The sequence below is a fragment of the Isoptericola sp. NPDC056605 genome (assembly GCF_042792795.1).
Lineage (GTDB): Bacteria > Actinomycetota > Actinomycetes > Actinomycetales > Cellulomonadaceae > Isoptericola.
The window spans coordinates 111,330-135,652 of sequence record NZ_JBHTVT010000005.1 but is presented as its reverse complement, the minus strand read 5'-3'; the positions used below and the strand labels follow the sequence as shown (position 1 = coordinate 135,652).

Below are 24,323 nucleotides of genomic sequence, written 5' to 3'. Positions count from 1 at the left end.
CCCCGCAGGTCGACCGGCATGGAAGGCATCCTCACCGGCTTCGCGATCATCGGCGTGGTCATCGCCGTCGGGTACGTCGCGGCGCGCCTGCGCCTCGGCGGCCCCGACGCCCGGACCGCGCTCAACCGCATCGGGTTCTTCGTCGCCAGCCCCGCGCTGCTGTTCACGGTCATCGCGGACGCCGACGTCGGCGAGCTCTTCCAGGCGCCCCTGCTGGTGCAGGCGCTCTCCGCCGTGGCGGTCGCCGGGCTCTTCGTCGTCGCCAACCTGCTGTGGCTGCGCCGGCCCGCCGCGGAGGCGACGATCGGCGCCGTCTCGGCCGGCTATGTGAACGCCAACAACATCGGCCTCCCCGTGGCCGTGTACGTGCTGGGCGACCCGGCCGTCGTCGTGCCGGTGATCCTGCTGCAGCTGCTGATCCTCGCCCCCGTGACGCTGCTGGTGCTGGACGCCCAGACGTCCGGGCGGGTGTCGGTGCGGTTCGTGCTCGCGCAGCCGGTGCGCAACCCGATCATCCTCGGGTCGCTCGCGGGCGCCGTCGTCTCGCTGACCGGGTGGGACGTCCCGGCGCCCGTGCTCGCGCCGCTGGAGATCCTCGGCGGCGCGGCGGTGCCGATGATCCTGCTCGCGTTCGGGATGTCGCTGCACGGGTCGCGCCCGTTCCAGCAGCCCGGCGGGCGGACGGCCGTCGTGGTGGCGTCCGTGCTCAAGGCCGCGGTCATGCCGGCGGTCGCGTTCGTCCTCGCGCGGTACGCGTTCGGGCTGGACGCCGCGCAGGTCGCCTCGGCCGTGACCCTCGCCGCGCTGCCCGTGGCGCAGAACGTGTACAACTACGCGGCGCGCTTCCGGACCGGCGAGCTGCTGGCGCGCGACACGATCCTGGTCACGACCGTCGCCTCGCCGGTCGTCCTGCTGGTGTCGTCCCTGCTGCTGCACACGGGCTGAGCCGGTCCGGTCGCCGGTCCGGCCGCCGTCCGATCGGTAGGGTGCGACCCGTGCCTTCCGTGAGCCTCGTCCTCGCCTCCCAGTCCCCCGCCCGCCTGGCCACGCTGGCCGCGGCCGGCGTCACGCCCCGGGTCGTCGTCTCCGCCGTCGACGAGCCCGCCGTGCTCGACGCCGCGCGCGCAGGGTTCGGCGGCGACCTCGAGCCCGCGGACGCCGTCCTCGTCCTGGCCCAGGCCAAGGCGGAGGACGTGAGCGCGCGCCTGGAGGAGGACGACGACGACGAGGTGTCCGCCCTCGTGCTCGGCTGCGACTCGATGCTCGAGCTGGACGGCGAGGTGCTGGGCAAGCCGGCCGACGCCGCGGACGCCCGCCGCCGCTGGCGCGCGATGCGCGGCCGCGCGGCCGTGCTGCACACCGGCCACTGGCTCGTGGACCTCCGCGCGCCCGAGGACGGCGGCACGGGCGGCACGCTCGGCGCCTCGTCGTCCACCACCGTGCACTTCGCCGACGTCGACGACGACGAGATCGACGCCTACGTCGCGACGGGCGAGCCACTGCACGTGGCGGGCGCGTTCACGATCGACGGCCTCGGCGGCCCGTACGTGGACCGGATCGAGGGCGACCACCACGGCGTCGTCGGGCTGAGCCTGCCCCTGCTGCGCGAGCTGCTGGGCGAGCTGGAGGTCCCCTGGCGCTCGCTCCGCGACCCCCGCTGAGCCTGTCGAATCCACTGTCGAAACCACCAACTCCGGGAGCATCCGGCACCACCTACCGCCCGGGTCCATGTGGGATCCCTCCAAACGGCCCGGATCGTCGTTGGTACCCGGCACAGACTTCGGCGCGGGCGTCCCGCAGGTGCCGGAGGACGGCGGCGCACGCGTTACCGTGAGCCGTGCCCACCATCAGCAAGGTCCTCGTCGCGAACCGCGGCGAGATCGCCGTCCGCATCGCCCGTGCCTGCACCGACGCCGGGATCGCCTCCGTCGCCGTCTACGCCGACTCCGACCGTGACGCGCTGCACGTGCGGCTCGCCGACGAGGCGTTCGCGCTGCAGGGCCAGCGCGCGGCCGACACCTACCTCGACGTCGAGAAGCTGCTCGACGTCGCGCGCCGCTCGGGCGCGGACGCGGTGCACCCCGGCTACGGGTTCCTGTCGGAGAACGCCCAGTTCGCCCAGGCGGTCCTCGACGCCGGCCTGGTGTGGATCGGCCCGCCGCCGGCGGCGATCGAGTCCCTCGGCGACAAGGTGAGCGCGCGGCACATCGCGAAGGCCGCGGGCGCGCCGCTGGTCCCGGGCACGTCCGACCCCGTGAACGGCGCGGACGAGGTCCACGCCTTCGCCGCGGAGCACGGCCTGCCGATCGCGATCAAGGCGGCGTTCGGCGGCGGCGGCCGCGGCCTCAAGGTCGCCCGCAGCGCCGACGAGATCGACGAGCTGTACGAGTCCGCGGTGCGCGAGGCCGTGGCGGCGTTCGGTCGCGGCGAGTGCTTCGTGGAGCGCTTCCTCGACCGCCCCCGGCACGTCGAGACGCAGTGCCTCGCCGACGCGCACGGCAACGTCGTGGTGGTCTCCACCCGCGACTGCTCGCTGCAGCGTCGCCACCAGAAGCTGGTCGAGGAGGCGCCCGCGCCGTTCCTCACCCCGGAGCAGGAGGCCGAGCTCGACCGCGCCTCGCGGGCCATCCTCACCGAGGCGGGCTACGTCGGCGCCGGTACCTGCGAGTTCCTCGTCGGGACGGACGGCACCCTGTCGTTCCTCGAGGTCAACACCCGCCTCCAGGTGGAGCACCCGGTCACCGAGGAGATCACCGGCATCGACCTCGTGCGCGAGCAGCTGCGCATCGCGGCGGGCGAGCCGCTCGGGTACGACAGCACCGCCCCGCGCGGTCACTCCTTCGAGTTCCGCATCAACGGCGAGGACCCGGCCGCGGGCTTCCTGCCCTCCCCCGGCACCGTCTCCACGCTGCGCTGGCCGTCGGGCCCGGGCGTGCGCGTCGACACGGGCGTCGTCGAGGGCGACACGATCTCGGGCGCCTTCGACTCGATGATCGCCAAGCTGATCGTCACGGGCGCCACCCGCGAGCAGGCGGCGCAGCGCGCCCGCCGCGCGCTGCGCGAGCTCGAGGTCGCGGGCATCCCCACCGTCGTGCCGTTCCACCGCGCGGTGATGGAGGCGGAGGACTTCGTCCCCACCGACGGCTCGGCGTTCCGCGTGCACACCCGCTGGATCGAGACGGACTTCGCCGACGAGCTGGGCAGGCTCGCCCCGGCCGCCGCGGCTCCGGTGCCCGACGCCGAGGAGCCGGCCGAGGAGCTGGCCGAGCGCGTCGTCGTCGAGGTCGGCGGCCGCCGCCTCGAGGTCGTGCTGCCCGCCGGTCTGGGCGTGGCCGCCGGTCGCGCGCGCCGCGCGAGCGCCGCCCGCCGTCCCGCCCGCCGCGGCAACGGCCGCGCGTCCTCCGCCGCGAGCGGCGCGACCCTCGCCTCACCGATGCAGGGCACCATCGTCAAGGTCGCCGTCGAGGACGGCGCGCAGGTGGCCGAGGGCGACCTCGTCGTCGTGCTCGAGGCCATGAAGATGGAGCAGCCGCTGCTGGCGCACAAGGCCGGCACCGTGCGCTCGCTGTCCGCCGCGCCCGGCGACGGCGTCACCGCCGGAGCCGCCATCTGCGAGATCGTCGACTGACCCGAGGGAGCACCCCCTCGGCGAGGTAGCACGGGTCCCCGCGAGGTAGTCCTACCTCGCGGGATCCGGTACGACCTCGGCGGGTTCGTCCGTCGCCGGTCGCGCGATGGCGGCGAGCGACCGCCGCGCGGACGGGACGGACAGCACGGCCGCGACGAAGGCGACGAGCAGCGCGCCGGCGACGACCAGCAGCACCTGCACCGAGTACCGGTCGGCGAGCGGGCCGAAGACGACCATGCTCAGCGGCATGGCGACGGTCATGACGATGCCGACGAAGCCGAAGACGCGGCCCTGCATCTCGGGCTCGACCGTCTCCTGCAGGATGGCCATGCTGGGGGCGGACATCAGCGTGAACGTGACGCCGATCAGCAGTCCCAGGACGAAGAAGACCCACATGTTCGTGGACAGGCCGAGCCCGGCGGTGAACACCCCCGCCGCGAGGGTGCTCCCGACGATCAGCGCCACACGGTTGGTCACGCGGGTCCCGACGAACGCCATCGCGAGCCCGCCCGCGAGCATGCCGGCCGCCCAGAACACCTCGTTCGTGGTGAGCTTCCAGACCTCCTCGCCGAACGTCCGGGTCACCATGAGCGGCGTGAGGTAGGACGGCGCGCCGATGAGCACCATGGTCGTGGCGAAGATGGTCATGAGCCACTTCACGGTGCCGTGGCCGCGGATGTAGCGGACGCCCGCGGCCAGGTCCCCGAAGTAGCTCGGCTTCTGCGGCGCCCCGTCCTCGGGCGCGGCGTCGTCGTGCCGGACCAGTCGCGGCACGGTGACCAGCAGCAGCATGCCGATGCCGAGCACCGCGGTGACGACGTCCACGAAGAACACCGCGACGATGTCGAAGCTCGCGTAGATCGCGGCCGCCACCACGGGGGCGAGCAGCATCATCCCGGACTGGATGGACTGGTTGATCCCGTTGATGCGGATGAGCTGCGGCGCCGGCACGATCTGCGGCACCATCGCGTTCACGGCGGGCGTCTGGATGCCGGCGAACGTGGAGCGGACCGCGAGCGCCACGTAGATCAGCCACAGGTCGTCGACGCCGGACAGCATCAGCAGCGCGAGCGCGAGCGTGATCGTCGCGATCGCGCTGTCCGCGCCGATGATCAGCAGCTTGCGGGAGTGCCGGTCGGCCCACACACCGCCGAAGATCGACATGAACGCCTGCGGCAGCATGCCGAACACGATGCTGAGCATGAGCACGGACCCCGACTGCGTGACGATCGTCAGGTGCCACATCACGGCGAACTGCACGAGCATCGACCCGAGCAGCGAGATCGTCTGGCCGGTGAGGAAGATCGCGACGTTGCGCTTCCAGCCGGGCATCTCGTCGGGTGTCTCGTCGGGTGTCTCGTCGGGCAGGTCGTCCATGGTGGTGGGTGACGGTGCGGGGTCGGGGAACTCATCGGTGCCGTGCGCGCTCACCGTCCCATCGTCGCCTGTAGCCTGACCGCGTGCCCAGCCGATTTCCCCCGCGCGAGACCCTCTACCGGCACCCCGGGGACGGGTGGGTGGCCTGCGGTGACCACCGGCACTGGGGCCTGTACGGCGCGGCCGGGCTGCTGCTCGCGCGGCGCGCGCCGTCCTCGACCGCGCCGGGCCCGGTGACCGACGTCGTGCTGCAGCACCGCGCGGTCTGGTCGGACCAGGGCGGCACGTGGGGCGTCCCGGGCGGCGCGCTCGCCCCGGACGAGACGCCCGTGGACGGCGCTCTGCGCGAGAGCCTCGAGGAGGCGGCCGTGGAGCCGCGCGCGGTGCACGTGCTGGGCACGCACGTGCTCGACCACGGCCCGTGGGCCTACACCACCGTGCTCGCGGACGTCGCCCCGGGTGCCCGCGTGACGCCCGGCGCGGCCGACCCGGAGAGCCTCGAGGTGCGGTGGGTCGCCGTGGACGACGTGGCGACCCTCCCGCTGCTGCCCGCGTTCGCCGTGGCGTGGCCCGCGCTGCGGGCGCGGCTCGACGGCCGCTCCTGACCACCAGCCTCTCGGCGTGGCCAGGCGCGACCGTCAGACGGCGGCGCCCTCCCCCGACTGCCCGTGCAGCACGCGCGCGGCCTCGGCCACCGACCCGGACAGCGACGGGTAGACGGTGAAGGAGTCGGCGACGTCGTCCACGGTGAGGCGGTGCGCGACGGCGAGGGTGATCGGGAAGATCAGCTCGCTGGCACGCGGGGCCACGACGACGCCGCCGAGCACGACGCCGGCGTCCGGGTGGGCGAAGAGCTTCACGAAGCCGTCGCGCATGCCCAGCATCTTGGCGCGCGGGTTGCGCGCCAGCGGCAGCGTCGTCGTGACGTAGCGGTAGCCCCGCTCGCGGAGCGTCGACTCGCTGAGGCCGACCGTGGCGATCTCCGGCGCGGTGAAGATGTTGGCGGCGACGCGGCCCGGCTTGAGCGGCGCGACGGCGTCGCCGAGGGCGTGCGACATCGCGATGCGGCCCTGCATGGCCGCGACGGACGCGAGCGGCAGCACGCCGGTGCAGTCGCCCGCGGCGTAGACGCCGGGCACGGAGGTGCGCGACACGCGGTCCACCTCGACGTGCCCGCTCGCCGCCAGGCGCACGCCCGCCTCCTCGAGGCCGATCCCGGCGGTGGAGGGCACCCCGCCGACGGCGATGAGCACGTGCGAGCCCTCGACGACGCGGCCGTCGGTGAGCGTGACGGCGACGCCGTCCTCGGTGCGCACCGCGGACGCCGCGCGCGAGCGCGACATGACGGTCATGCCGCGGGCACGGAAGACGCCCTCGAGCAGCTCGGCGGCGTCCATGTCCTCGCCGGGCAGCACCCGGTCGCGGGAGGAGACGAGCACGACCTGCGAGCCGAGGGCCTGGTAGGCGCCCGCGAACTCGGCGCCGGTGACGCCGGACCCGACGACGATCAGCTTCTCGGGCAGCTCGGCGAGGCCGTAGAGCTGCGTCCACGTGAGGATGCGCTCCCCGTCGGGGACGGCGGTGGGCAGCGTGCGCGGCGTGGCGCCGACGGCGAGCAGCACGGTGTCGGCGTGGAGCGTCGTCGTGCCCGGGTCGGTGTCCGTGCCCGTGTCGACGACGACCCGCGACGGACCGTCGAGCCGACCCTCGCCGACGACGATCTCGACGCCCTCGCGCTCGAGGCGGGAGTGGATGTCGCGCGACTGCGCGTCGGCGAGCGCGAGCACGCGGGCGTTCACGGCCTCGAGGTCGACCAGGTCGCGGCGCTCGCCCGCCGGTGCCTCCCCGCGGACGCCGAGCTCGGGCCCCTGCTCGGCCGTGGTGAACCACTCGGCGGTGGCGATGAGCGTCTTGGAGGGCACGACGTCGGTGAGCACGGCGGCACCGCCGAGGCCGTGCCGCTCGACGACGGTGACGCGGGCTCCGAGGCGGCGGGCGACGAGGGCGGCCTCGTAGCCGCCCGGTCCGCCGCCGACGACGACGACGTGCGGGGGGCGCGGGTCGGCCTCGGGGATGCCGCGGGTGGCGGCGCCGGCGGAGGCCGAGGTGTCCGGGGAAGGGGTGTTCACGGAGGGCACGGGGGCCATTGTGTCAGGCCGCCGGGCCCCCGGTGCCGGCGCGGCGGCGTGCCCCCGCCCGGACTACCCTCGGGACCATGAGCACCACGAGCCGCAGCGTCGGGGACCTCGACGACCCGACCACCGACCCGTTCGACGTCGCCCGCGCCGCGGCCGACCACATCGCCGAGGCGACCGGGGTGCCGGGGCACGACGTCGCCCTCGTCCTGGGCTCCGGCTGGGGCGGCGCCGCCGAGCTGGTCGGCGACGTCGTGGCGGAGATCCCGACCCACGAGATCCCCGGCTTCGCCCGGCCCGCCGTGGCGGGCCACGCGGCGACGACCCGCTCGATCCGCGTGGAGCGGCCCGACGGCGCGGTGCGGCACGCGCTCGTCATCGGCGGGCGCACTCACCTGTACGAGGGCAAGGGGGTGCGGCGCGTCGCCCACGGGGTGCGCACCGCGGCGGCCACCGGCTGCGAGAGCGTCGTGCTCACCAACGGCTGCGGCGGCCTGCACATCGCGTGGCGCCCGGGCCAGCCGGTCCTCATCCGCGACCACCTCAATCTCACGGCCACGTCCCCCCTCGAGGGCGCGACGTTCGTCGACCTCACCGACCTGTACTCGCCGCGCCTGCGCGAGATCGCCCGCACCGTCGACCCGGAGCTGCCCGAGGGCGTGTACGCGCAGTTCCCCGGGCCGCACTACGAGACGCCCGCCGAGGTGAAGATGGCCGGCCTCATGGGCGCGGACCTGGTCGGCATGTCGACCACGCTCGAGGCCATCGCCGCCCGGCACGCCGGCATGGAGGTGCTCGGCGTGTCCCTCGTGACCAACCTCGCCGCGGGCATCAGCCCGCAGCCGTTGTCGCACGAGGAGGTGCTGGAGGCCGGCCAGGCCGCCGGCCCGCGCATCAGCGAGCTCCTCGCCCGCATCGTCACCGCCCTGTAAGCCGAGCACCCGACGGAGGGATCCGCCATGAGCCTGGACACCGACGACCCGGCCTTCGAGCCGGCCGCGACGGCGACCGCCCTGTCCACCCTGCTCGACGAGGTGGAGCGCTGGATCCGCTACGACGTCGACGACGACGACAAGGCGGAGCTGTCCCGGCTCGCCCAGCAGACGTCGTCCGAGCGGCCGAGCACGCGCGAGCACGCCGTCGCGCTGCTGCGCGACCGGTTCGCGGGCTCGCTCCAGTTCGGCACGGCGGGGCTGCGCGGCGCGATGGCGCCGGGCCCGAACCGGATGAACCGCGCGGTCGTCACGACGGCGGCGTCCGGCCTCGGCACGTACCTCACGTCGGTGCTGGGCCGGGGCGTAACCGCGCGCGTGGTGGTCGGCTACGACGCCCGGGACCGCTCGTCGACGTTCGCGACCGACACCGCCGCGGTGCTCACCGCCGCCGGCCACGAGGTGCTGCTGCTCCCCTCCGCCCTGCCCACCCCGGTGCTCGCGTTCGCTGTGCGCCATCTCGACGCCGACGCGGGCGTCATGGTCACCGCGAGCCACAACCCGGCGCAGGACAACGGCTACAAGGTGTACCTCGGCGGCCGCGTCGTCACCGACGCCGGCCAGGGGGCGCAGATCGTGCCGCCCCACGACGCCCGCATCGCCGAGGCCATCTCTGCCGCCGGTCCGCCGTCGGGGGTCCCGCGGGTGGAGTCGGGCTGGCGGGTCCTCGGCCGCGAGGTGGTCGACGCGTACGTCGCGTCGGTGCACGACCTGGCCGAGCGGGCGGGCACGTCCACCGGGCCGCAGGAGCGGGCGGCGCTGCGGGTGGTCACGACCTCCCTGCACGGCGTCGGCGGCCGCGTCCTCGCCCGGGTGCTGGCCGACGCCGGCTTCACGCGGGTGCTGCCGGTCGAGGAGCAGCTCGACCCGGACCCGGCGTTCCCCACGGTCCGGTTCCCCAACCCCGAGGAGCCCGGTGCGATCGACATGGCGGTCGCCCTCGCCGAGGCGCACGCCGACGTGGTGATCGCCAACGACCCCGACGCCGACCGGTGCGCGGTCGCCGTCTACGACCCGAGCCACGGCACGCACCAGGGTGCGGAGACGGCCCGCTCGCACGGCTGGCGGATGCTGCACGGCGACGAGGTGGGCGCCCTGCTCGGGCGGGAGGCGGTGCGCCGCATCGCCCGCGGCGAGGTGCCCGCGCCGGACGGCTCCGGCGTCGGCCCGGTCGTGGCCTCCTCGGTCGTGTCCTCCCGGGTGCTGTCCTCGATCGCGGTCCGCTACGGGGTCGGGCACGCGACGACCCTCACGGGCTTCAAGTGGATCGCCCGCACCCCCGGGCTGGTCTTCGGGTACGAGGAGGCGCTGGGCTACTGCGTGGACCCGGCCCGCGTGCGCGACAAGGACGGCCTGAGCACCGCGGTGCTCGTGGCCCTGCTCGCCGCCCGGGAGAAGGCCGCCGGGCGCACGCTCGTGGACGCGCTCGACGACGTCGCCCGCGAGAACGGCCTGTTCGTCACCGACCAGCTCTCCGTCCGGTTCGACGACCTGTCACGCATCCCCGACACGATGGCGCGGCTGCGCACGTCGCCGCCGCGCACGCTCGCGGGGGCCGGCGTCGCCGACGTGCTCGACCTGTCCGACGGCATCGACGGTCTGCCGCCCACGGACGGCGTCGTGCTCCTGGGTGCCGACGACACGCGCGTCGTGGTGCGACCCAGCGGGACCGAGCCGAAGGTCAAGTGCTACCTGGAGGTCGTGGAGCCCGTGGCCGCGGACGCGTCGGCGGTCGACGTCGGCCGGCTGCGCGTCGCGGCGCACAAGAAGCTCGACCGGATCAAGGCCGACCTCCGGACCGCGCTGGGGCTCTGAACGCTCAGCCGACCGCTCCACCGACCAGGGCTGCGTCGTCCTGGTCGACGGCGGCCTTCCACTCGCCCTTGCGGGCGCGCCAGTCCTCGTCGTCGCTGCCGCGGCGCCAGTAGCCCGACGCCGACAGCAGCTCGCGCGGCACGTCCAGCTCGGTGCGGACCCAGCGGCGCAGGTCGCGCACCATGCCCGCCTCGCCGTGCAGGAAGACGTGCGGCGCCCCCGCGGGGAGCTCCCCGGCGGCGTGGGCGGCGCGCACGGTGCCGGCCAGGTCGCCGGTGCCGCGGTGCACCCACGTGAGCGTGAGGTCGGCGGCGCTGGCCAGCTCCTGCTCGTCCTCGGGCCCGGGGACCTCGACGACGACGTGCGCGACCGCGCCGGCCGGGAGCGCCTCGAGCGAGGCCGCGATCGCGGGCAGGGCGGCGTCGTCGCCCACGAGCAGGTGCCACGGCGCCTGCGGGTCGGGCGCGTAGCCGGCGCCCGGGCCGAGGAACGTCACCGGCTCCCCCGGCTGCACCCGCACCGCCCACGGCCCGCCCACGCCGGCGTCCCCGTGCACCACGAGGTCGAGGTCCCACTCCACATCGCCCGACGCCGCGACGGCCGCGTCGCGCCGCGCGCGCACCGTGTAGGCGCGCAGCAGCGGACGGCCGTCCGCCAGCTCCCCGAGCACCAGCTTCACGTAGGTGTCGGTGTGTCCGGTGAGGTCGATCTCCGCGAGCTCGGGGCCCGCGATCGTGACCCGCACCAGGTGCGGGGTGTGCCGGTGGACGGCCGTGACGGTCGCGTGCCGAGGGGTGCGCTTGCGGGCGGGCGGGCCGGCGGGGGCCTGGGGCTGCGTGTCAGACATGGTGAGGTGAGCCTAACTTCCCTCGGGTGCCCCGTCCGGTGTGAGGCTCGTCACCGCGCTCACTCCACGGCGTCGTCCGCGCGGTCGCGGCGGGCGGTCCCGTCGAGCTCGGGGATCAGCCCGAAGTCGGTGAGCAGCTCGCCGATCTGCGTGCCGTCGAGACGCCGCAGCAGCCGCTCGCGCAGGAACCTCGGGCCCGGCAGGTCCACCTCCTCGCCGTCGCGCAGGCGGCTCGTGGCCTTGAGCAGCGTCCGCACGTCGTAGGTGGAGCCGAAGACCTCCGGCACGCCGCGCTCGATGTCGAGCAGGCGGTAGGCGGCCTCCATGCCCGTGCGCACCGAGTACTCGGTCGTGAAGATGCAGTCCCGGCTCGTCTCGGCGAACTGGCCGATGAACGCGAAGTTCACCGCGCCGTCGGGCACCACGTCCGGCCGGTCGCCCGCGTGCCGGGGCATGAAGAAGGAGGTGACGTACGGCATCATCACGGGCACCGTCCTGGCCCCGGTGGCCGCGAGCTCGTCGATCTGGTCGGTCGGCACGCCCAGGTGGTAGAGCCACTCGCGGGTGATCTCCTCGCCCGTGCACTCCTGCATCGGCTTGCGCACGTAGTCGCCCGGGGTGTCGACGAACAGCGAGTACACCCACACCACGACCTGGTCGGGCGGCTGCTGCTTGAAGTGCGGCTGCCGGTTGACCGTCCAGCTCATCAGCCAGCTCGAGTCCTTCACCGTGACGATGCCGCCCGTGACGACCTTGCCGCTGAACGGGTCGCGCTTGCAGATCCGCCGGATGTGCTCGGGGATGCGCGGGTCGAGGGTCGTGACGGTCGCCGACTCCCACTTCGTGCTCTCGACGTCGCCGCCGAAGACGTCCGGGTGCCCGAACGCGGGGTCCTTCGCCGCGATCCGCCGCCACAGGTCCCAGGCCGGCGCGGGGCCCGTGTCGAGTCGGGCCGGGGTGTGGTGGTCGCCGTCGTCGGAGTTCTCCGTGAGCGAGCCGATCGTCGCCAGCACGAGGTCGTCCTCGCCGAGGTCGACGCCGCCCGGCTCGCCGTCGGCCACCCAGTGGATCCGCGTCGCCTGCTTGCGGCCGGGGCGGATCTCGAAGTCGACGTCCGTGACCTCGGTCGAGAACCGGAACGTCACGCCCTGGTCGAGCAGCCAGCGGTACAGCGGCAGCACCAGGGACTCGTACTGGTTGTACTTGGTGAACTTCAGCGCGGAGAAGTCCGGCAGCCCGCCGATGTGGTGCACGAACCGGTGGATGTACAGCTTCATCTCGAGCGCGCTGTGCCACTCCTCGAACGCGAACATCGTGCGCCAGTACAGCCAGAAGTTGCTGTCCAGGAACTCGCGGCCGAAGACCTCGTCGATCCGCTTGCCCTCCATCTCCTCGCGCGTCGCGAGGAAGACGGTCACGATGTCCTTCTGCGCCTTCTCCGACAGCGCGAACAGGCCGTCCGTGCGCGCGTCCCGGCCGCGGTCCACCGTGGCCCGCTGCAGCGAGAAGTTCGGGTCGTCCTTGTTGAGCCAGTAGAACTCGTCGAGCACCGAGGCGCCCTCGACCTCGATCGACGGCACGGACCGGAACAGGTCCCACAGGCACTCGAAGTGGTCCTCCATCTCGCGGCCCCCGCGCACCACGAAACCCTTCTTCGGCTCCTTGATGCCGTCCAGGGCACCGCCCGGCAGCCGCAGGCGCTCGAGGATCGTGATCCGCTCCCCCGCCAGCTGCCCGTCGCGGATCATGAACGCCGCGGCGGACATGGACGCCAGTCCGGCGCCCACGAGCCACGCCGACTTGTCGTCGACGCCGGCCGGCTTGCGCGGCCGCGCGAACGCCTCGTAGTTCCCGTTGCTGTAGTACACGCGCTGTCCCTCCGGTCGGGTGGCGGCCCCGGGTCACGGGCCCAGGCATGAGCCTGCGCCGGACGGCGCCGCACCGCGACCGGGAGCGGCGTGCGGGGTCACGCCCGGGCGAACCGCCGCAGCCCCGTGGCGGCGAGCCCGGCCGCCAGCGCCAGCACCAGCACGGCCGTCGCGGCACCGGGACCGGCACGCTGGAGGAGCCAGGCGGCTGCCGCCACGACCAGCCAGCCGCGCAGGTACCACGCGCCCAGCACCAGCATGGACATGTCGCCGTTCGGCGTCATCATCGGCGTGAAGAGGCCGGGCGGCGCTGCCGTCGCGCCCGCCACCCAGACGCGCGCGGCCAGCACCAGCACGACGACGAGGACGACGGCGGCCGCCTCCTCGCCCCGCCCACCGGCGGCTCCCGCGGCCGCGGCGAGCAGCCCCAGGACCGTGGGCACGACCGCGTGCCCGGCGACGGCGCGCGCCGCCGTGCCGGGCAGGAGGGCGCCCGGCTGGGGCTGGGCGGCGAACGCGTGCAGCCCGTCGGTCCAGGTCCGCGCCGCGCCGTACAGGGTGAGGGCGCCCGCCAAGGTCGCGAGCGCCGGCCCGTCCTCCGCGCCGAGGCGCACGAGCACGGCCCCCGCGCACCCCGCAAGGAGCGAGACGACCAGGGCCGCCGGCCGGCGGCGCAGCCCGAGCAAGTCGCGCGCCACCAGCGGGGCGCGGCGCAGCAGCCGCGCGGGGAGCCGCGCCGCCCGGCCGGCGTAGGCCCGCGGCCCGAGGACGTCCGCGACCGCCCCGGAGTCGCCACCCACCAGGCCGCGTCCGGCCGTCACCGTGCGCGACTGGCCCGCGGCCGCCCGGTCGACGTCGAGCTCGCCCGGCAGCACCCGGACCACCAGCCACGCCGACGCCAGCCCGACGGCCACGACCAGCGCGACGCCCGCGACCGCCCCGGCCCGCGCACCGGGCGACGGCACCAGGGCGGGGACGGGTGACACGGTGCCCAGGGCCGCGACCAGACCGAGCACCAGCAGGAGCAGGGTGACCCCGACGGCCGCGCGCCGCCGACCCGGGGCCTGGGCCGCCGCGCCGACGGCCACCGGCACCTGGGCCAGCAGGGCGGCGCCCGCTCCCGCGACGAGGAGGGGCCCCGGTGCGCCCGCGGTGGCCCCGCCCGCGAGCCCCGCCGCGGCCGCGGTCGCGAGGAAGGCGCCGCCGGCGGCCGCCGCGAGCGCGAGCAGCACGGCTCGCCGCCGCAGCACGTCGCGCGGGCGGAACTGGCCGGAGAGCGCGAAGGTCGCCTCGGCACGGCTCGTCCAGAGCGGGCCTCCGGCCCGGGCTGCGGCGAGCCCGGCGAGGCACGCGACGCCGAGCCCCAGCGCCCACCCGGCGAGCAGCGCCGCCGCCCGCCCCTCCACCGCGTCGGGCAGCGGCACCGCCGCGGCCGCCTGGGCGAGGGCGCTCCACAGGACCGGCCCGTACACGAGCGCGAGCAGCACCACCCCGTAGCCGAGGTAGACGCGGTCGTGCGGGTCGCCGCCGGACTCCGCGGCCCGCACGACGAGCGCCCGGCGCCGCAGCGAGCCGACCCAGCGCCGCCAGCGCGGGTACGGCACGCGGGCGCCGTCGTCGACGTGCCCCGCCGGGACCTGGGGGGCGCCCGTCACCGCGCCGTCACCGCATCCTCATCGCGGCCCCGGCGCCGCGAGCTCGACCTCGCGGCCGCGGCGGGCGAGGTCGGCGCGCAGGTCCGGGTCGTGCGTCGCGACGAGCAGCGCCCTGCCCGCGTCCAGCGCGCCCGCGACGAGACGCCGCGCCACGGCACGCCAGCGCGCGTCGAGCCGCTGCTCCGGCTCGTCGAGCAGCACGAGACGGGCGGGCCGGTAGAGCGTCGTCGCGAGGGCGAACATCTGCCCCTCACCCGACGACAGCTCCCCCGGGAGCTGGTCGCGCACGCGGTCGAGCTCGGCCTCCGCGAGCGCGGTCTCGACGTCGGGGCCGCGATGGCGTCCCGACCAGGCCGACGCGACGAGGCGCAGGTGCTCGGCGACCGTGAGGTCGGGGTACGCCGACAGACCGCCCAGCAGCAGCGCGACGTCCTCCCGCCGACGCAGGCGCGCCTGCCCGGCGGGCAGGCCGAGGACGCGCACGTCGCCCGACGTCGGCTCGTCCTTGCCCGCGACCAGGCGCAGCAGCGTGGACTTGCCGCTGCCGTTCGGCCCGACGACGGCGGCCGCCTCGCCGGGCCCCAGCGTCAGCGACGTCGGCCCGAGGACCTGGACGGTGCCGTGCGTGCGCGTGGCGGCGCGGACGTCGACGAGCGGTTCGGGCACGCCGGCGGTCAGTAGCCGGACCCGGCGACGGCCTGCTCGCCCCCGGCGAAGCCCGCGAGCACGCCCGCGGTCCCGGAGAGGCCCAGCCGCGTGGCGCCGGCGCGGATCATGGCGAGCGCGTCGTCCAGGGTCCGGACCCCTCCGGAGGCCTTGACCCCCAGCGCGCCGCCCACCGTGCCGGCCATGAGCTCCACCGCGTGCACGGAGGCGCCCCCGGCCGGGTGGAAGCCCGTCGAGGTCTTCACGAAGTCGGCGCCGGCGTCCCGCGCGGCCCGGCAGACGGCGACGATCTCGTCGTCGGTGAGCGCGGCCGCCTCGATGATGACCTTGAGCAGGTGCTCGGCGGGCACGGCCGCGCGCACGGCGGCGATGTCCGCCCGGACCGCGTCGAACGCGCCCTCCTTGGCCGCGCCGACGTCGATCACCATGTCGACCTCGTCGGCGCCGTCGGCGACCGATCGGGCCGCCTCGGCCGCCTTCACCGCGCTGACGTGCTTGCCCGACGGGAAGCCGCACACGGTCGCCACCGCGAGGCGACCGGCCGCGACCCGCGCCGCGTGCGCGACGAACGTCGGGGAGATGCAGACCGAGAACACGCCCAGCCGGACGCCCTCCTCGACCAGCGCGGTGACGTCGGCGGTGGTCGCCTCCGGCTTGAGCAGCGTGTGGTCGACGAACCGCGCGAGCGCGAGGGCGTCGGCGGGCAGGTCGCTCTGCCCGGGCCGGGCGGCAGACGGCGTCGAACGGTTCATCGCTGCGCCCCTTCGACCTGCTGGTACCCCGGCAGGATGACGTCGTCGACCAGCGCGCGGCGCTCGTCGTGATGCATGAACGTGCTCCACGCGGCGGTCAGGGTCACGTCGGCCAGGTCGTCGATGGTCCACCCCGCCTCGGTGACGAGCCGCGTCATCTCGTTCGACATGGACGTGCGGGACATGAGGCGGTTGTCCGTGTTGAGCGTGACGGCGAAGTCCAGCTCCTTGAGCCGCGTGATCGGGTGGTCGGCCACGGACGTCGCCGTCGTGGCGCCCGTCTGCAGGTTCGACACGGGGCACACCTCGAGCGCGATCTGGTGGTCGCGCACCCAGTGCGCGAGACGCCCCAGCTCGGCGCGCCGCTCGCCGTCGTCGTCGAACCCCTCGTGGAACGCGATGTCCTCGACGATCCGCACGCCGTGGCCGATCCGGTCGGCCTGGCCCAGGTGGACGGCCTCCGCGATCGAGGCCGGCCCGGCCGCCTCGCCGGCATGGATCGTCGTCGGGAAGTCCTGCTCGGCCAGGTAGCGCCAGATCTCCACGTGCCGCGACGGCGGGAACCCGTCCTCCGGGCCGGCGATGTCGAAGCCCACCACGCCGCGGTCCCGGTACGCGACCGCGAGCTCCGCGATCTCCTGCCAGCGGTCGGTGTGCCGCATCGCGGTGACCAGCTGCCCGACGCGGATGATCTGCCCGCGCGACGCCGCCTCGCGGATGCCCTCGTCGATGCCCGCCTGCACGGCCTCGACCGTCTCCGGCAGCGTCAGCCCGCGGGACAGGTGCTGCTCCGGCGCCCAGCGCTGCTCGGCGTACACGACACCGTCGGCGGCGAGGTCCAGCACGGCCTCGCGCGCCACGCGCGCCAGGGCGTCCGCCGTCTGCATGACGGCGATGGTGTGGTCGAACGTCTCCAGGTACCGCACCAGGGACCCGGAGTCCGCGGCCTCGACGAACCAGGTGCCGAGCGACTCGGCGTCCGACGCCGGGAGCTCGTGGCCCACCTCGGCGGCGAGCTCGAGGACGGTCTGCGGTCGCAGGCCTCCGTCGAGATGGTCGTGCAGCAGCACCTTGGGCAGGGCGGGGATCAGGTCGACGAGGGCTTGCGTCATGGGGCCAACCTACCGGCGATCACGCGTCTCCGGAGGCCTCGGGATCGTCGAGCCCGGGGACCTCCTGGCTCTGCTCGACGACGTCGGCCTCCGCGGCCTCGCCGTCCAGGTCGGGCCGGGCGTGCCGCGGCTTGTACTCCTCCGCGCGACCGCCGGCCGCAGCGTCCTCGCCACCCTGCGCGTCCTCCGTCAGGGCGTCCTCGACCAGGCTCGTGGTGTCGTCGGGGCTCTCCAGCCCGGCGTCCCGCCAGGCGTCGTCCGGGGCGGTGCTCATGGGGGCTGTCCCTTCGCTCGACGGCGGTGCGCTCCCATCGTGGACCCGGCCCCCGCGACGCGCCAGAGGAGCCGGTCAGCCGCGGGCGTCCCGGGGCAGCAGCGCCCACACCACGTGCGGCCAGCCGCCGAGCGCGGGGGCGAGCAGCCGGTCGTCCCGACGCCCGCGGGCGCCCGCGACGAGCCCGGCGACCGGCACCGCGTGCAGCCGGCCGGCCGACGGCTCGTAGACCGTCGCGACACCGCTCCGCACGGTCGTGAGGAGGACGACGTGCCGGGGCACCGCCGTCGACGCGCCGCCGGCGAGGTCGCCACCCGTGTACAGCGGGACGGGCACGCCGGCGCCCGCCGCCTCCACGGCGGCGCCCAGCACCGTGCGGGCCGTGCGGCCGCCGACCACCCGGTGGCCGTACCGCACCCGGCCGTACCGGGCGACGCGGGCCGCGCCCCACGGCGGGGTCCCCAGGGCGGCGGGCCACAGCGGGAGGCCGCCCGGTCCCCGGGTCGCGCGCGCGTGCAGCACCCGCTGGGCGGCGGCGAACGCGGCGCCGACCCCGTGCGGCCCGCGGCTCAGCCCGAGCGCGAGCCGGGGGTCGCCCGCGAGCGCCAGGAGGGCCAGCACCGCCGCGCCGCACGTCCGCTCGTCGACCTGGCGCGCGGGGGCGACGACGCCGTCGGACGCGGGGAGCACGAGCGTCCGCGGGCGCCCCGGGACCGGCGGTGGGTCCTCCCGGCCGAGCGGGTCGAGCACCCGTGCCCGCACCGCCGGGGCGAGCGCGTCGAGCGCCGGGACGAGGTCGCCGGGCACCTCCGGGCGGCCGAACCGTCCGACGGGCGGCGGCACCGGCGCCGGCCCGGCGAACGCGCCCACGAGCGCGAGGACGTCCGTCACGCGCACCGTCCGCGCCGCCATCGCCCCGACCGTCCCGACCAGCCCGTGCCGCTCAGCCGATCCGGTCGAGCAGGAGCGGTCGGGCCGCGTCGCCGCCCACGGCGTCGTCGACCGCCCACTGCCCCTCGAGCGCCGCCCGGGCGCGGTCGAACCGCTCCGGGGTGTCCGTGTGCAGGGTGAGCAGCGGCTGACCCGCGGAGACCTCGTCCCCCGGCTTCGCGTGCAGCTCGACGCCGGCCCCGGCCTGCACCGGGTCCTCGCGGCGCGAGCGCCCGGCGCCCAGCCGCCAGGCCGCGATGCCGACGGCGTAGGCGTCCAGCCGGGTGAGGACGCCGGACCGGTCCGCGACCACGTCCTGCCGCTCCCGTGCCCGGGGCAGCTCCGCGTCCGGGTCGCCGCCCTGCGCCGCGATCATCCTGCGCCAGACGTCCTTGGCGCGGCCGTCGGCCAGCGCCGCTCGCACCTCGGGCTCGGGCACGGGCTTCCCTGCGCCCGCGAGCATCTCCACGGCCAGCGCGACGGTGAGGTCGACGACGTCGGCCGGCCCGCCGCCGTCGAGGACCTCGACGGACTCGCGCACCTCGAGCGCGTTGCCCGCGGTGCGGCCGAGCGGGACGGCCATGTCCGTGAGCAGCGCGACCGTGCGCACGCCCGCGTCCGTGCCGAGGTCGACCATCGTGCGGGCGAGCTCGCGGGCCGCGTCGAGGTCCTTCATGAACGCGCCGGAGCCCACCTTGACGTCGAGGACCAGCGCGCCGGTGCCCTCCGCGATCTTCTTGCTCATGATCGAGCTCGCGATGAGCGGCACCGACTCGACCGTGCCCGTCACGTCCCGCAGGGCGTAGAGCTTCTTGTCGGCGGGGGCCAGCCCCGCCCCGGCCGCGCAGACCACCGCGCCGACGTCCTCGAGCTGGTCCATCAGCTCGGCGTTGCTCAGCGCCGCCCGCCAGCCCGGGATCGCCTCGAGCTTGTCCAGCGTGCCGCCCGTGTGCCCGAGGCCGCGGCCCGAGAGCTGCGGCACGGCCACCCCGAACGACGCGACGAGCGGCGCGAGCGGCAGCGTGATCTTGTCCCCCACCCCGCCGGTCGAGTGCTTGTCCGCGGTGGGGCGCGACAGGCCGGAGAAGTCCATCCGCTCGCCGGACGCGATCATCGCGCCGGTCCAGCGCGCGACCTCCGGGCGGGTCATCCCCCGCAGCAGGATCGCCATCGCGAGGGCCGACATCTGCTCCTCGGCGACCGCGCCGCGCGTGTAGGCGTCCACCACCCAGTCGATCTGCTCCGCCTCGAGCGGGTGCCCGTCGCGCTTGGTCCGGATGACGTCGACGGCGTCGAACGCCTCGTGGGCCGGCGCGCTGCCCGGCGTGCTGCCCGTCGTGCTGCCCGTCGTGGTCATGCCTCGCTCCCCTCGCGATATCGGTCCAGGTCCGGTGCGCCGAACGCGTCCGGCAGCACCTCGGTCATGGGCACCACGCCCCGGACGGACTCCACCAGCAGGTCGGGGCCGCCGTGCTCCCACAGGAGCTGGCGGCACCGTCCGCACGGCATGAGGGTCCGCCCCGCGCCGTCCACGCACGTGAACGCGACGAGCCGGCCGCCCCCGCCCGTGACCAGGGCGGACACGAGCGAGCACTCCGCGCAGAGCGTCACCCCGTAGGCGGCGTTCTCCACGTTGCAGCCCACCACCACGCGGCCGTCGTCCACGAGCGCCGCGGCACCCACCGGGAAGCCGGAGTACGGCACGTACGCCCGCTCGACGACGTCCCGTGCCGCGGCGCGCAGCGCCTCCCAGTCGACGGTCGGACCACTCGTGCTCGCCATCGCTACTCCTTGGTGTAGGGCGTCCCCGACGCGGCGGGCGCGCGGGACCTGCCGACCAGCCCGGCCACCGCCAGCAGCGTCACCACGTACGGGAGCATGAGCATGAACTGGCTCGGGACGGGCGAGCCCACGACCGACAGCACGTTCTGCAGGTTCGTCGCGAAGCCGAACAGCAGACCGGCCAGGGCCGCCCGGAGCGGGTCCCACTTGCCGAAGATGACCGCGGCCAGGGCGATGAAGCCCGCGCCGGCCGTCATCTCGCGGCCGAACTGGTTGATCGACACCACGGTGTAGAACGCGCCGCCGAGCCCGACCACGGCGCCGCCCACCAGGACGGCCCGGTAGCGGGTGCGCAGCACGTCGATGCCGACCGTGTCGGCCGCCTTGGGGTGCTCGCCCACGGCACGCACCCGCAGGCCCCACTTCGTACGGAACAGGGCGTACGAGACCGCCGGCACGGCGAGGTACATGAGGTAGACGACGATGGTCTGGTTGAACAGCACCGGCCCGATCACGGGGATGCTCTCGAGCCCGGGGATCGGCAGGCGCGGGAACCGGACGGTCGAGTTGAGCGTCTCGGCGTTCGGGACCAGCACCTCGGAGTAGAAGAAGCTCGTCAGGCCGATGACCAGCACGTTGAGCACCACACCGACGATCACCTGGTTGACCCGGTAGGTGATGGTGAACAGCGCCAGCACCAGGGCCACGAGGGCGCTCGCCAGCACGGCCGCCACCAGCCCGGCCCACGGGTTCTTGGTGAGCGACGCGACGATCGCGGCGACGAACGCGCCCGCCAGCAGCTGGCCCTCGATGGCGATGTTGACGACGCCCGCGCGCTCGCCGATGACGCCGCCGAGCGCGCCGTAGACGAGCGGCACGGACAGGCCGATGGCACCACCGAGGAGCCCGACCACCGAGATGTCGCGCGGGCTGCCCGCGCCCGCCCAGGCGAGGAACCCGACGAGCAGCGCGGCCGCGAAGACGGCCACCGCCCACACGGGTACGCGTCGCCCGGCCCGGGTGCGCACGACGGCGAACGCCAGCACGGCGAGCCCGACGACGGCGCACACCCAGGCCGTGGCCATCGCGGGCACGACGAGCGTCGACAGGACGACGAAGTCGGTGCTGGTCGACAGCGCGAACCGCGCGGAACCCTCGTGGGGCGCCAGGAGCAGCAGCAGCGCGTACAGGACCAGGACCACGCCGAGGCCGACGACGGCCTTCCACGTCACCGGGGCCGTGGCGCGCGACGCGGGGGCCGGGGCCGCGGCCCCGGGCTGGTCGACGGTCGTGGCGGTCATGCCTGTCCCTCCCCGGCGCCCTGCGCGCCTGCCGCCCGACGGCGGTCGCGTCGGCTCTCCCGTCGGCGCGGCGTCCGCTCCGGCTGCGGCAGGCGGAACACCGCCCGCACGAGCGGCGGCGCCGCGATGAACAGCACGATCAGCGACTGCACGACGAGCACGATCTCGATCGGGATGCCCTCGGCGGCCTGCATCGCGGAGCCGCCGGCCTTGAAGCCGCCGAACAGGATGCCGGCGCCGAGCACGCCCCACGGCGAGGACCCGCCGAGCAGCGCCACGGTGATCGCGTCGAAGCCGATGCCGGCGTCGATGTCGGTGCTGAAGCCGGAGGTCACCGTGCCCAGCACCTGCTGCGCCCCGGCGAGACCCACCAGGCCACCGGCCACGAGCATGACGAGCACCGTGGTCCGTGGCACGTCGATGCCGGCCACCCGTGCGGCCTTGGGGTTCTCGCCGACGGCACGGAAGGCGAAGCCCGTGCTCGAGCGGTTGAGCAGCCACCACACCCCGACGACGGCGAGCAGCGCGAGCACGAAGCCCCAGTCGAGGTTGTACTCGCTGCCGAGCAGCGACGGCAGCACGGCCGAGTCCTGCATCGGCGGCGTCTTCGGGTACGCGGAGCCGGGCGCCTGCATGAGCCCCGGCGTGGAGAGCAGGTAGGACAGCAGGTAGAACGCGACGTAGTTGAGCATGATCGTGACGATCACCTCGTGGGCGCCGGTGCGGGCCTTCAGCAGGCCGGCGATGCCCGCCCACAGCGCGCCGGCGGCGACGCCGGCCACGAGGGCGATCAGCAGGTGCAGCGGGAACGGGAGCCCGGTGACGCCGAAGCCGATCCACCCGGCGGCGGTGGCCGCCATGAGCATCTGGCCCTGGCCACCGATGTTGAACAGCCCCGCGCGGAACGCCAGGGCGACGCCCAGGCCGGCCGCGATGAGCGGCGTGGCGTTGGCGAGCGTCTGCGTCAGCGGCTTGATCCCCTGCGCGAACGTGTCCGCGCCGAAGTTGTAGACCGCGCCCTGGAACAGGGCGGAGTACGCGCCACCCACCGCCTGGCCGACCGCGGCGAGCGTGTCGGCCGGCCGCGCGAAGAAGTACGGCGCCGCGGCCTGGACCTTCTCGTCGGTGACGACGATGAGGATCGACCCCGCCAGCACCGCCAGCACGATCGCGCCGAGGGCGACGGCCCAGCCGCCGGACGTCGCGCGACGCAACGCGTCGCGCCACCGCTGGCCGGACTCCTCGACGACGGCCGCCTGCTCGCGCGCCGCCTCCTGCTCCAGCTCCTCTGCGAGCCCGGGCTCGGCCGTCGCGTCGACCTGCTCGAGCGCCTCGCCGAGCCGCGAGTCGGGGTCGACGTCGGGCCCTTGGTCCTGTGCCGGTTCCTGGGCCCGGTCCTGCGCCCGGTCCTGGGGCGTCTCGCCGCTCACGCCGCGTCTCCTTCTCGATCGGGGCCGCTCTCGGGCGCGACGCCGGCCATCATCAGGCCGAGCACGTCGCGCGGGGTGTCCGCCGGGACGATGCCGACGACGCGGCCCCGGTACATCACCATGATCCGGTCGGCGAGGGCGACGGCCTCGTCCAGCTCCGTCGACACCACCACGACCGGGATGCCCGAGTCGCGCGTCTCGACGATCCGCTTGTGGATGAACTCGATCGAGCCGACGTCGACGCCGCGCGTCGGCTGCGCCGCCACGAGCAGGCGCAGCTCGCGGGACAGCTCGCGCGCGAGGACGACCTTCTGCTGGTTGCCGCCCGACAGGCGGCCGACGCGCGTCTCGATGCCCTGCGTGCGGACGTCGTACTCCGCGACCTTCTCCCGCGCGAAGTCGTCGCGCAGCGCGAGCTGCAGGGCGCCGCGGCGCACGAACGGCGGGCCGTCCGTGCGGTCGAGCACGAGGTTCTCGGCGATCGTGAACTCGCCGACGAGGCCGTCCTCGTTGCGGTCCTCGGGCACGAAGCCGACCCCCGCCTGCAGGATCCGGCGCACCGAGCGGCCCACCAGCTCCTTGCCGTCGAGCCGCACGCTCCCCGCGACCTGCTCCTGGAGGCCCACGAGGGCCTCGGTCAGCTCCGTCTGGCCGTTGCCCTGGACGCCGGCAACGACGAGCACCTCGCCGCCGCGCACCGTGAAGCTCACGTCGTCCACGAGCACCTGGCCCTCGGGCCCCGTGACGCGGAGGTCCGTGACGGCGAGCTCGTTGTCGGTCGTGCGGGCCGCGTCCTTGCGCACCGTCAGCTCGACGGCGCGGCCCACCATGAGCGACGCGAGCTCGGCGTCGGTCGCGCCGGGGCTCGCCTCGCCGACGACCTTGCCGTGCCGCACGACCGTGATGCGGTCGGCGACGGCGCGCACCTCGCGCAGCTTGTGCGTGATGAAGACGATCGCCGCGCCCTCGTCCCGCAGCTGCCGCATGATCCCCATGAGCTCGTCGGTCTCCTGGGGGGTCAGCACGGCCGTGGGCTCGTCGAAGACCAGCACGTCGGCGTCGCGCGAGAGCGCCTTGATGATCTCGACCCGCTGCTGCACGCCCACCGGCAGGTCCTCGACCAGGGCGTCCGGGTCGACCTGGAAGCCGAACCGGTCCGCGATCTCCGTGACCCGGGAGCGCGCGCTGGCCAGGTCCAGCACCCCCGCGGCACCGGTGGTCTCGTGCCCGAGCATGACGTTCTCCGCGACCGAGAACACCGGCACGAGCATGAAGTGCTGGTGCACCATGCCGATCCCGGCGGCCATCGCGTCGCCGGGCCCCTCGAAGGCCTGGACCTCGTCGTCCAGGAGGATCTCGCCCTCGTCGGCCTGGTACAGGCCGTAGAGCACGTTCATCAGGGTGGACTTGCCGGCGCCGTTCTCGCCCAGCAGGCAGTGGATCTCGCCCGGCTCCACCACGAGGTCGATGTGGTCGTTCGCCACGAGGGCGCCGAAGCGTTTGGTGATGCCGCGCAGCTCGAGCCTCATGCTCTGCCTTCCATCGGTCGCGGGTCGTCGGGATGTCGTGGAGCTCGCACCGCGGCCAGCCTCTCACCGGGGCGGCCTCGTCGCCGTCCGCGCCGCGGGACGGCGCACAGAGTGCGGACGGTGGCGCGGCCCCCGGGGGGGGGCCCCCGCCCGGGGGGGGGGGGGGGTTGGGGCCCACGCCCGAGGTTACACGCTGGTTTGGGGGGGAAGATAGAGCTGGGACGACGCCC

The 24,323-nt window shown here is 75.1% G+C and carries 21 protein-coding genes; 6 read left to right on the top strand and 15 right to left on the bottom strand.

Translation table 11 applies throughout. From position 1 onward, the window contains the following. Window positions 1–18 precede the first annotated feature (18 nt). From ACFQ8Y_RS07345 to ACFQ8Y_RS07335, 3 genes are all read left to right on the top strand, one after another. Window positions 19–945, top strand: a complete 927-nt coding sequence (locus ACFQ8Y_RS07345; protein WP_430562699.1) for an AEC family transporter — start codon at window positions 19–21, stop codon at window positions 943–945. A gap of 50 nt (window positions 946–995) precedes the next feature. Continuing rightward, on the top strand, window positions 996–1,661 hold the full coding sequence (locus ACFQ8Y_RS07340) for a nucleoside triphosphate pyrophosphatase (protein ID WP_430585059.1): 666 nt from the start codon (window positions 996–998) through the stop codon (window positions 1,659–1,661). Window positions 1,662–1,837: 176 nt separating this feature from the next. Continuing rightward, window positions 1,838–3,628 carry an acetyl/propionyl/methylcrotonyl-CoA carboxylase subunit alpha gene (locus tag ACFQ8Y_RS07335; RefSeq protein WP_430585058.1) on the top strand — a complete coding sequence of 597 codons (1,791 nt, stop codon included), beginning with the start codon at window positions 1,838–1,840 and terminating at the stop codon, window positions 3,626–3,628. 51 nt (window positions 3,629–3,679) lie between these two features. Here ACFQ8Y_RS07335 and ACFQ8Y_RS07330 read toward each other — a convergent pair whose 3' ends face one another. Next, window positions 3,680–5,059 carry an MFS transporter gene (locus tag ACFQ8Y_RS07330; protein WP_430585057.1) on the bottom strand — a complete coding sequence of 460 codons (1,380 nt, stop codon included), beginning with the start codon at window positions 5,057–5,059 and terminating at the stop codon, window positions 3,680–3,682. A gap of 29 nt (window positions 5,060–5,088) precedes the next feature. Here ACFQ8Y_RS07330 and ACFQ8Y_RS07325 point away from each other — a divergent pair, with 29 nt between their 5' ends. Beyond that, window positions 5,089–5,610, top strand: coding sequence for an NUDIX domain-containing protein (locus tag ACFQ8Y_RS07325; RefSeq protein WP_430585056.1), 522 nt, complete (start codon window positions 5,089–5,091; stop codon window positions 5,608–5,610). A gap of 33 nt (window positions 5,611–5,643) precedes the next feature. On the opposite strand, the gene ACFQ8Y_RS07320 is transcribed toward ACFQ8Y_RS07325, so the two are convergent. Beyond that, window positions 5,644–7,152 carry an NAD(P)H-quinone dehydrogenase gene (locus tag ACFQ8Y_RS07320; RefSeq protein WP_430585055.1) on the bottom strand — a complete coding sequence of 503 codons (1,509 nt, stop codon included), beginning with the start codon at window positions 7,150–7,152 and terminating at the stop codon, window positions 5,644–5,646. Between the two features lie 68 nt (window positions 7,153–7,220). On the opposite strand from ACFQ8Y_RS07320, the gene ACFQ8Y_RS07315 reads away from it, so the two are divergent. Beyond that, entirely contained in the window at window positions 7,221–8,072 is an 852-nt protein-coding gene (locus ACFQ8Y_RS07315) for a purine-nucleoside phosphorylase (protein ID WP_430549699.1), read from the top strand. Window positions 8,073–8,099: 27 nt separating this feature from the next. Then, the gene (locus ACFQ8Y_RS07310; RefSeq protein WP_430549698.1) at window positions 8,100–9,947 is read left to right on the top strand and encodes a phospho-sugar mutase; all 1,848 of its coding nucleotides are present in this window, start codon (window positions 8,100–8,102) and stop codon (window positions 9,945–9,947) included. A 4-nt stretch (window positions 9,948–9,951) separates the two neighbouring features. Here ACFQ8Y_RS07310 and ACFQ8Y_RS07305 read toward each other — a convergent pair whose 3' ends face one another. From ACFQ8Y_RS07305 to ACFQ8Y_RS07245, 13 genes are all read right to left on the bottom strand, one after another. Continuing rightward, a complete protein-coding gene (locus ACFQ8Y_RS07305) occupies window positions 9,952–10,794 on the bottom strand; it encodes a siderophore-interacting protein (protein ID WP_430585054.1) in 843 nt (280 codons plus the stop codon). A gap of 59 nt (window positions 10,795–10,853) precedes the next feature. Next, entirely contained in the window at window positions 10,854–12,662 is a 1,809-nt protein-coding gene (locus ACFQ8Y_RS07300; protein ID WP_430585053.1) for an oleate hydratase, read from the bottom strand. A gap of 98 nt (window positions 12,663–12,760) precedes the next feature. Next, window positions 12,761–14,317 carry a DUF6297 family protein gene (locus tag ACFQ8Y_RS07295; RefSeq protein ID WP_430585052.1) on the bottom strand — a complete coding sequence of 519 codons (1,557 nt, stop codon included), beginning with the start codon at window positions 14,315–14,317 and terminating at the stop codon, window positions 12,761–12,763. Between the two features lie 18 nt (window positions 14,318–14,335). Further along, window positions 14,336–14,983, bottom strand: a complete 648-nt coding sequence (locus tag ACFQ8Y_RS07290; RefSeq protein WP_430562709.1) for an ATP-binding cassette domain-containing protein — start codon at window positions 14,981–14,983, stop codon at window positions 14,336–14,338. 8 nt (window positions 14,984–14,991) lie between these two features. Next, window positions 14,992–15,735, bottom strand: coding sequence for a deoxyribose-phosphate aldolase (gene deoC / locus ACFQ8Y_RS07285; RefSeq protein WP_430585051.1), 744 nt, complete (start codon window positions 15,733–15,735; stop codon window positions 14,992–14,994). After that, window positions 15,732–16,847: an adenosine deaminase gene (locus tag ACFQ8Y_RS07280; protein ID WP_430562711.1), complete on the bottom strand. Its 1,116-nt coding sequence runs from the start codon at window positions 16,845–16,847 to the stop codon at window positions 15,732–15,734. Before ACFQ8Y_RS07280 ends, deoC begins: the two co-directional genes overlap by 4 nt. Window positions 16,848–16,866: 19 nt before the next feature. Beyond that, on the bottom strand, window positions 16,867–17,121 hold the full coding sequence (locus tag ACFQ8Y_RS07275; RefSeq protein ID WP_430585050.1) for a hypothetical protein: 255 nt from the start codon (window positions 17,119–17,121) through the stop codon (window positions 16,867–16,869). Between the two features lie 75 nt (window positions 17,122–17,196). Beyond that, window positions 17,197–18,033: a hypothetical protein gene (locus ACFQ8Y_RS07270; RefSeq protein ID WP_430585049.1), complete on the bottom strand. Its 837-nt coding sequence runs from the start codon at window positions 18,031–18,033 to the stop codon at window positions 17,197–17,199. Between the two features lie 31 nt (window positions 18,034–18,064). Further along, the gene (locus ACFQ8Y_RS07265; protein ID WP_430585048.1) at window positions 18,065–19,408 is read right to left on the bottom strand and encodes a thymidine phosphorylase; all 1,344 of its coding nucleotides are present in this window, start codon (window positions 19,406–19,408) and stop codon (window positions 18,065–18,067) included. Then, window positions 19,405–19,833 (bottom strand): cytidine deaminase, encoded by a 429-nt coding sequence (locus ACFQ8Y_RS07260; protein WP_430549688.1) that lies wholly within the window; start codon window positions 19,831–19,833, stop codon window positions 19,405–19,407. The genes ACFQ8Y_RS07265 and ACFQ8Y_RS07260 overlap by 4 nt, the downstream gene beginning before the upstream one ends. A 2-nt stretch (window positions 19,834–19,835) precedes the next feature. Then, window positions 19,836–21,134, bottom strand: coding sequence for an ABC transporter permease (locus tag ACFQ8Y_RS07255; RefSeq protein ID WP_430549687.1), 1,299 nt, complete (start codon window positions 21,132–21,134; stop codon window positions 19,836–19,838). Next, entirely contained in the window at window positions 21,131–22,417 is a 1,287-nt protein-coding gene (locus ACFQ8Y_RS07250) for an ABC transporter permease (RefSeq protein ID WP_430562718.1), read from the bottom strand. The genes ACFQ8Y_RS07255 and ACFQ8Y_RS07250 overlap by 4 nt, the downstream gene beginning before the upstream one ends. Window positions 22,418–22,560: 143 nt before the next feature. Beyond that, a complete protein-coding gene (locus ACFQ8Y_RS07245; protein ID WP_430549685.1) occupies window positions 22,561–24,093 on the bottom strand; it encodes an ABC transporter ATP-binding protein in 1,533 nt (510 codons plus the stop codon). Window positions 24,094–24,323 lie beyond the last annotated feature (230 nt).

What these genes read in the sequence shown, in the direction of transcription:
- ACFQ8Y_RS07245 (WP_430549685.1), bottom strand. Translation starts at nt 24,093, where the DNA reads ATGAGGCTCGAGCTGCGCGGCATCACCAAACGCTTCGGCGCCCTCGTG.
- ACFQ8Y_RS07345 (WP_430562699.1), top strand. Translation starts at nt 19, where the DNA reads ATGGAAGGCATCCTCACCGGCTTCGCGATCATCGGCGTGGTCATCGCC.
- ACFQ8Y_RS07265 (WP_430585048.1), bottom strand. Translation starts at nt 19,408, where the DNA reads ATGACCACGACGGGCAGCACGACGGGCAGCACGCCGGGCAGCGCGCCG.
- ACFQ8Y_RS07315 (WP_430549699.1), top strand. Translation starts at nt 7,221, where the DNA reads ATGAGCACCACGAGCCGCAGCGTCGGGGACCTCGACGACCCGACCACC.
- ACFQ8Y_RS07255 (WP_430549687.1), bottom strand. Translation starts at nt 21,134, where the DNA reads ATGACCGCCACGACCGTCGACCAGCCCGGGGCCGCGGCCCCGGCCCCC.
- ACFQ8Y_RS07280 (WP_430562711.1), bottom strand. Translation starts at nt 16,847, where the DNA reads ATGACGCAAGCCCTCGTCGACCTGATCCCCGCCCTGCCCAAGGTGCTG.
- ACFQ8Y_RS07270 (WP_430585049.1), bottom strand. Translation starts at nt 18,033, where the DNA reads ATGGCGGCGCGGACGGTGCGCGTGACGGACGTCCTCGCGCTCGTGGGC.
- ACFQ8Y_RS07260 (WP_430549688.1), bottom strand. Translation starts at nt 19,833, where the DNA reads ATGGCGAGCACGAGTGGTCCGACCGTCGACTGGGAGGCGCTGCGCGCC.
- ACFQ8Y_RS07275 (WP_430585050.1), bottom strand. Translation starts at nt 17,121, where the DNA reads ATGAGCACCGCCCCGGACGACGCCTGGCGGGACGCCGGGCTGGAGAGC.
- ACFQ8Y_RS07320 (WP_430585055.1), bottom strand. Translation starts at nt 7,152, where the DNA reads ATGGCCCCCGTGCCCTCCGTGAACACCCCTTCCCCGGACACCTCGGCC.
- deoC (WP_430585051.1), bottom strand. Translation starts at nt 15,735, where the DNA reads ATGAACCGTTCGACGCCGTCTGCCGCCCGGCCCGGGCAGAGCGACCTG.
- ACFQ8Y_RS07310 (WP_430549698.1), top strand. Translation starts at nt 8,100, where the DNA reads ATGAGCCTGGACACCGACGACCCGGCCTTCGAGCCGGCCGCGACGGCG.
- ACFQ8Y_RS07305 (WP_430585054.1), bottom strand. Translation starts at nt 10,794, where the DNA reads ATGTCTGACACGCAGCCCCAGGCCCCCGCCGGCCCGCCCGCCCGCAAG.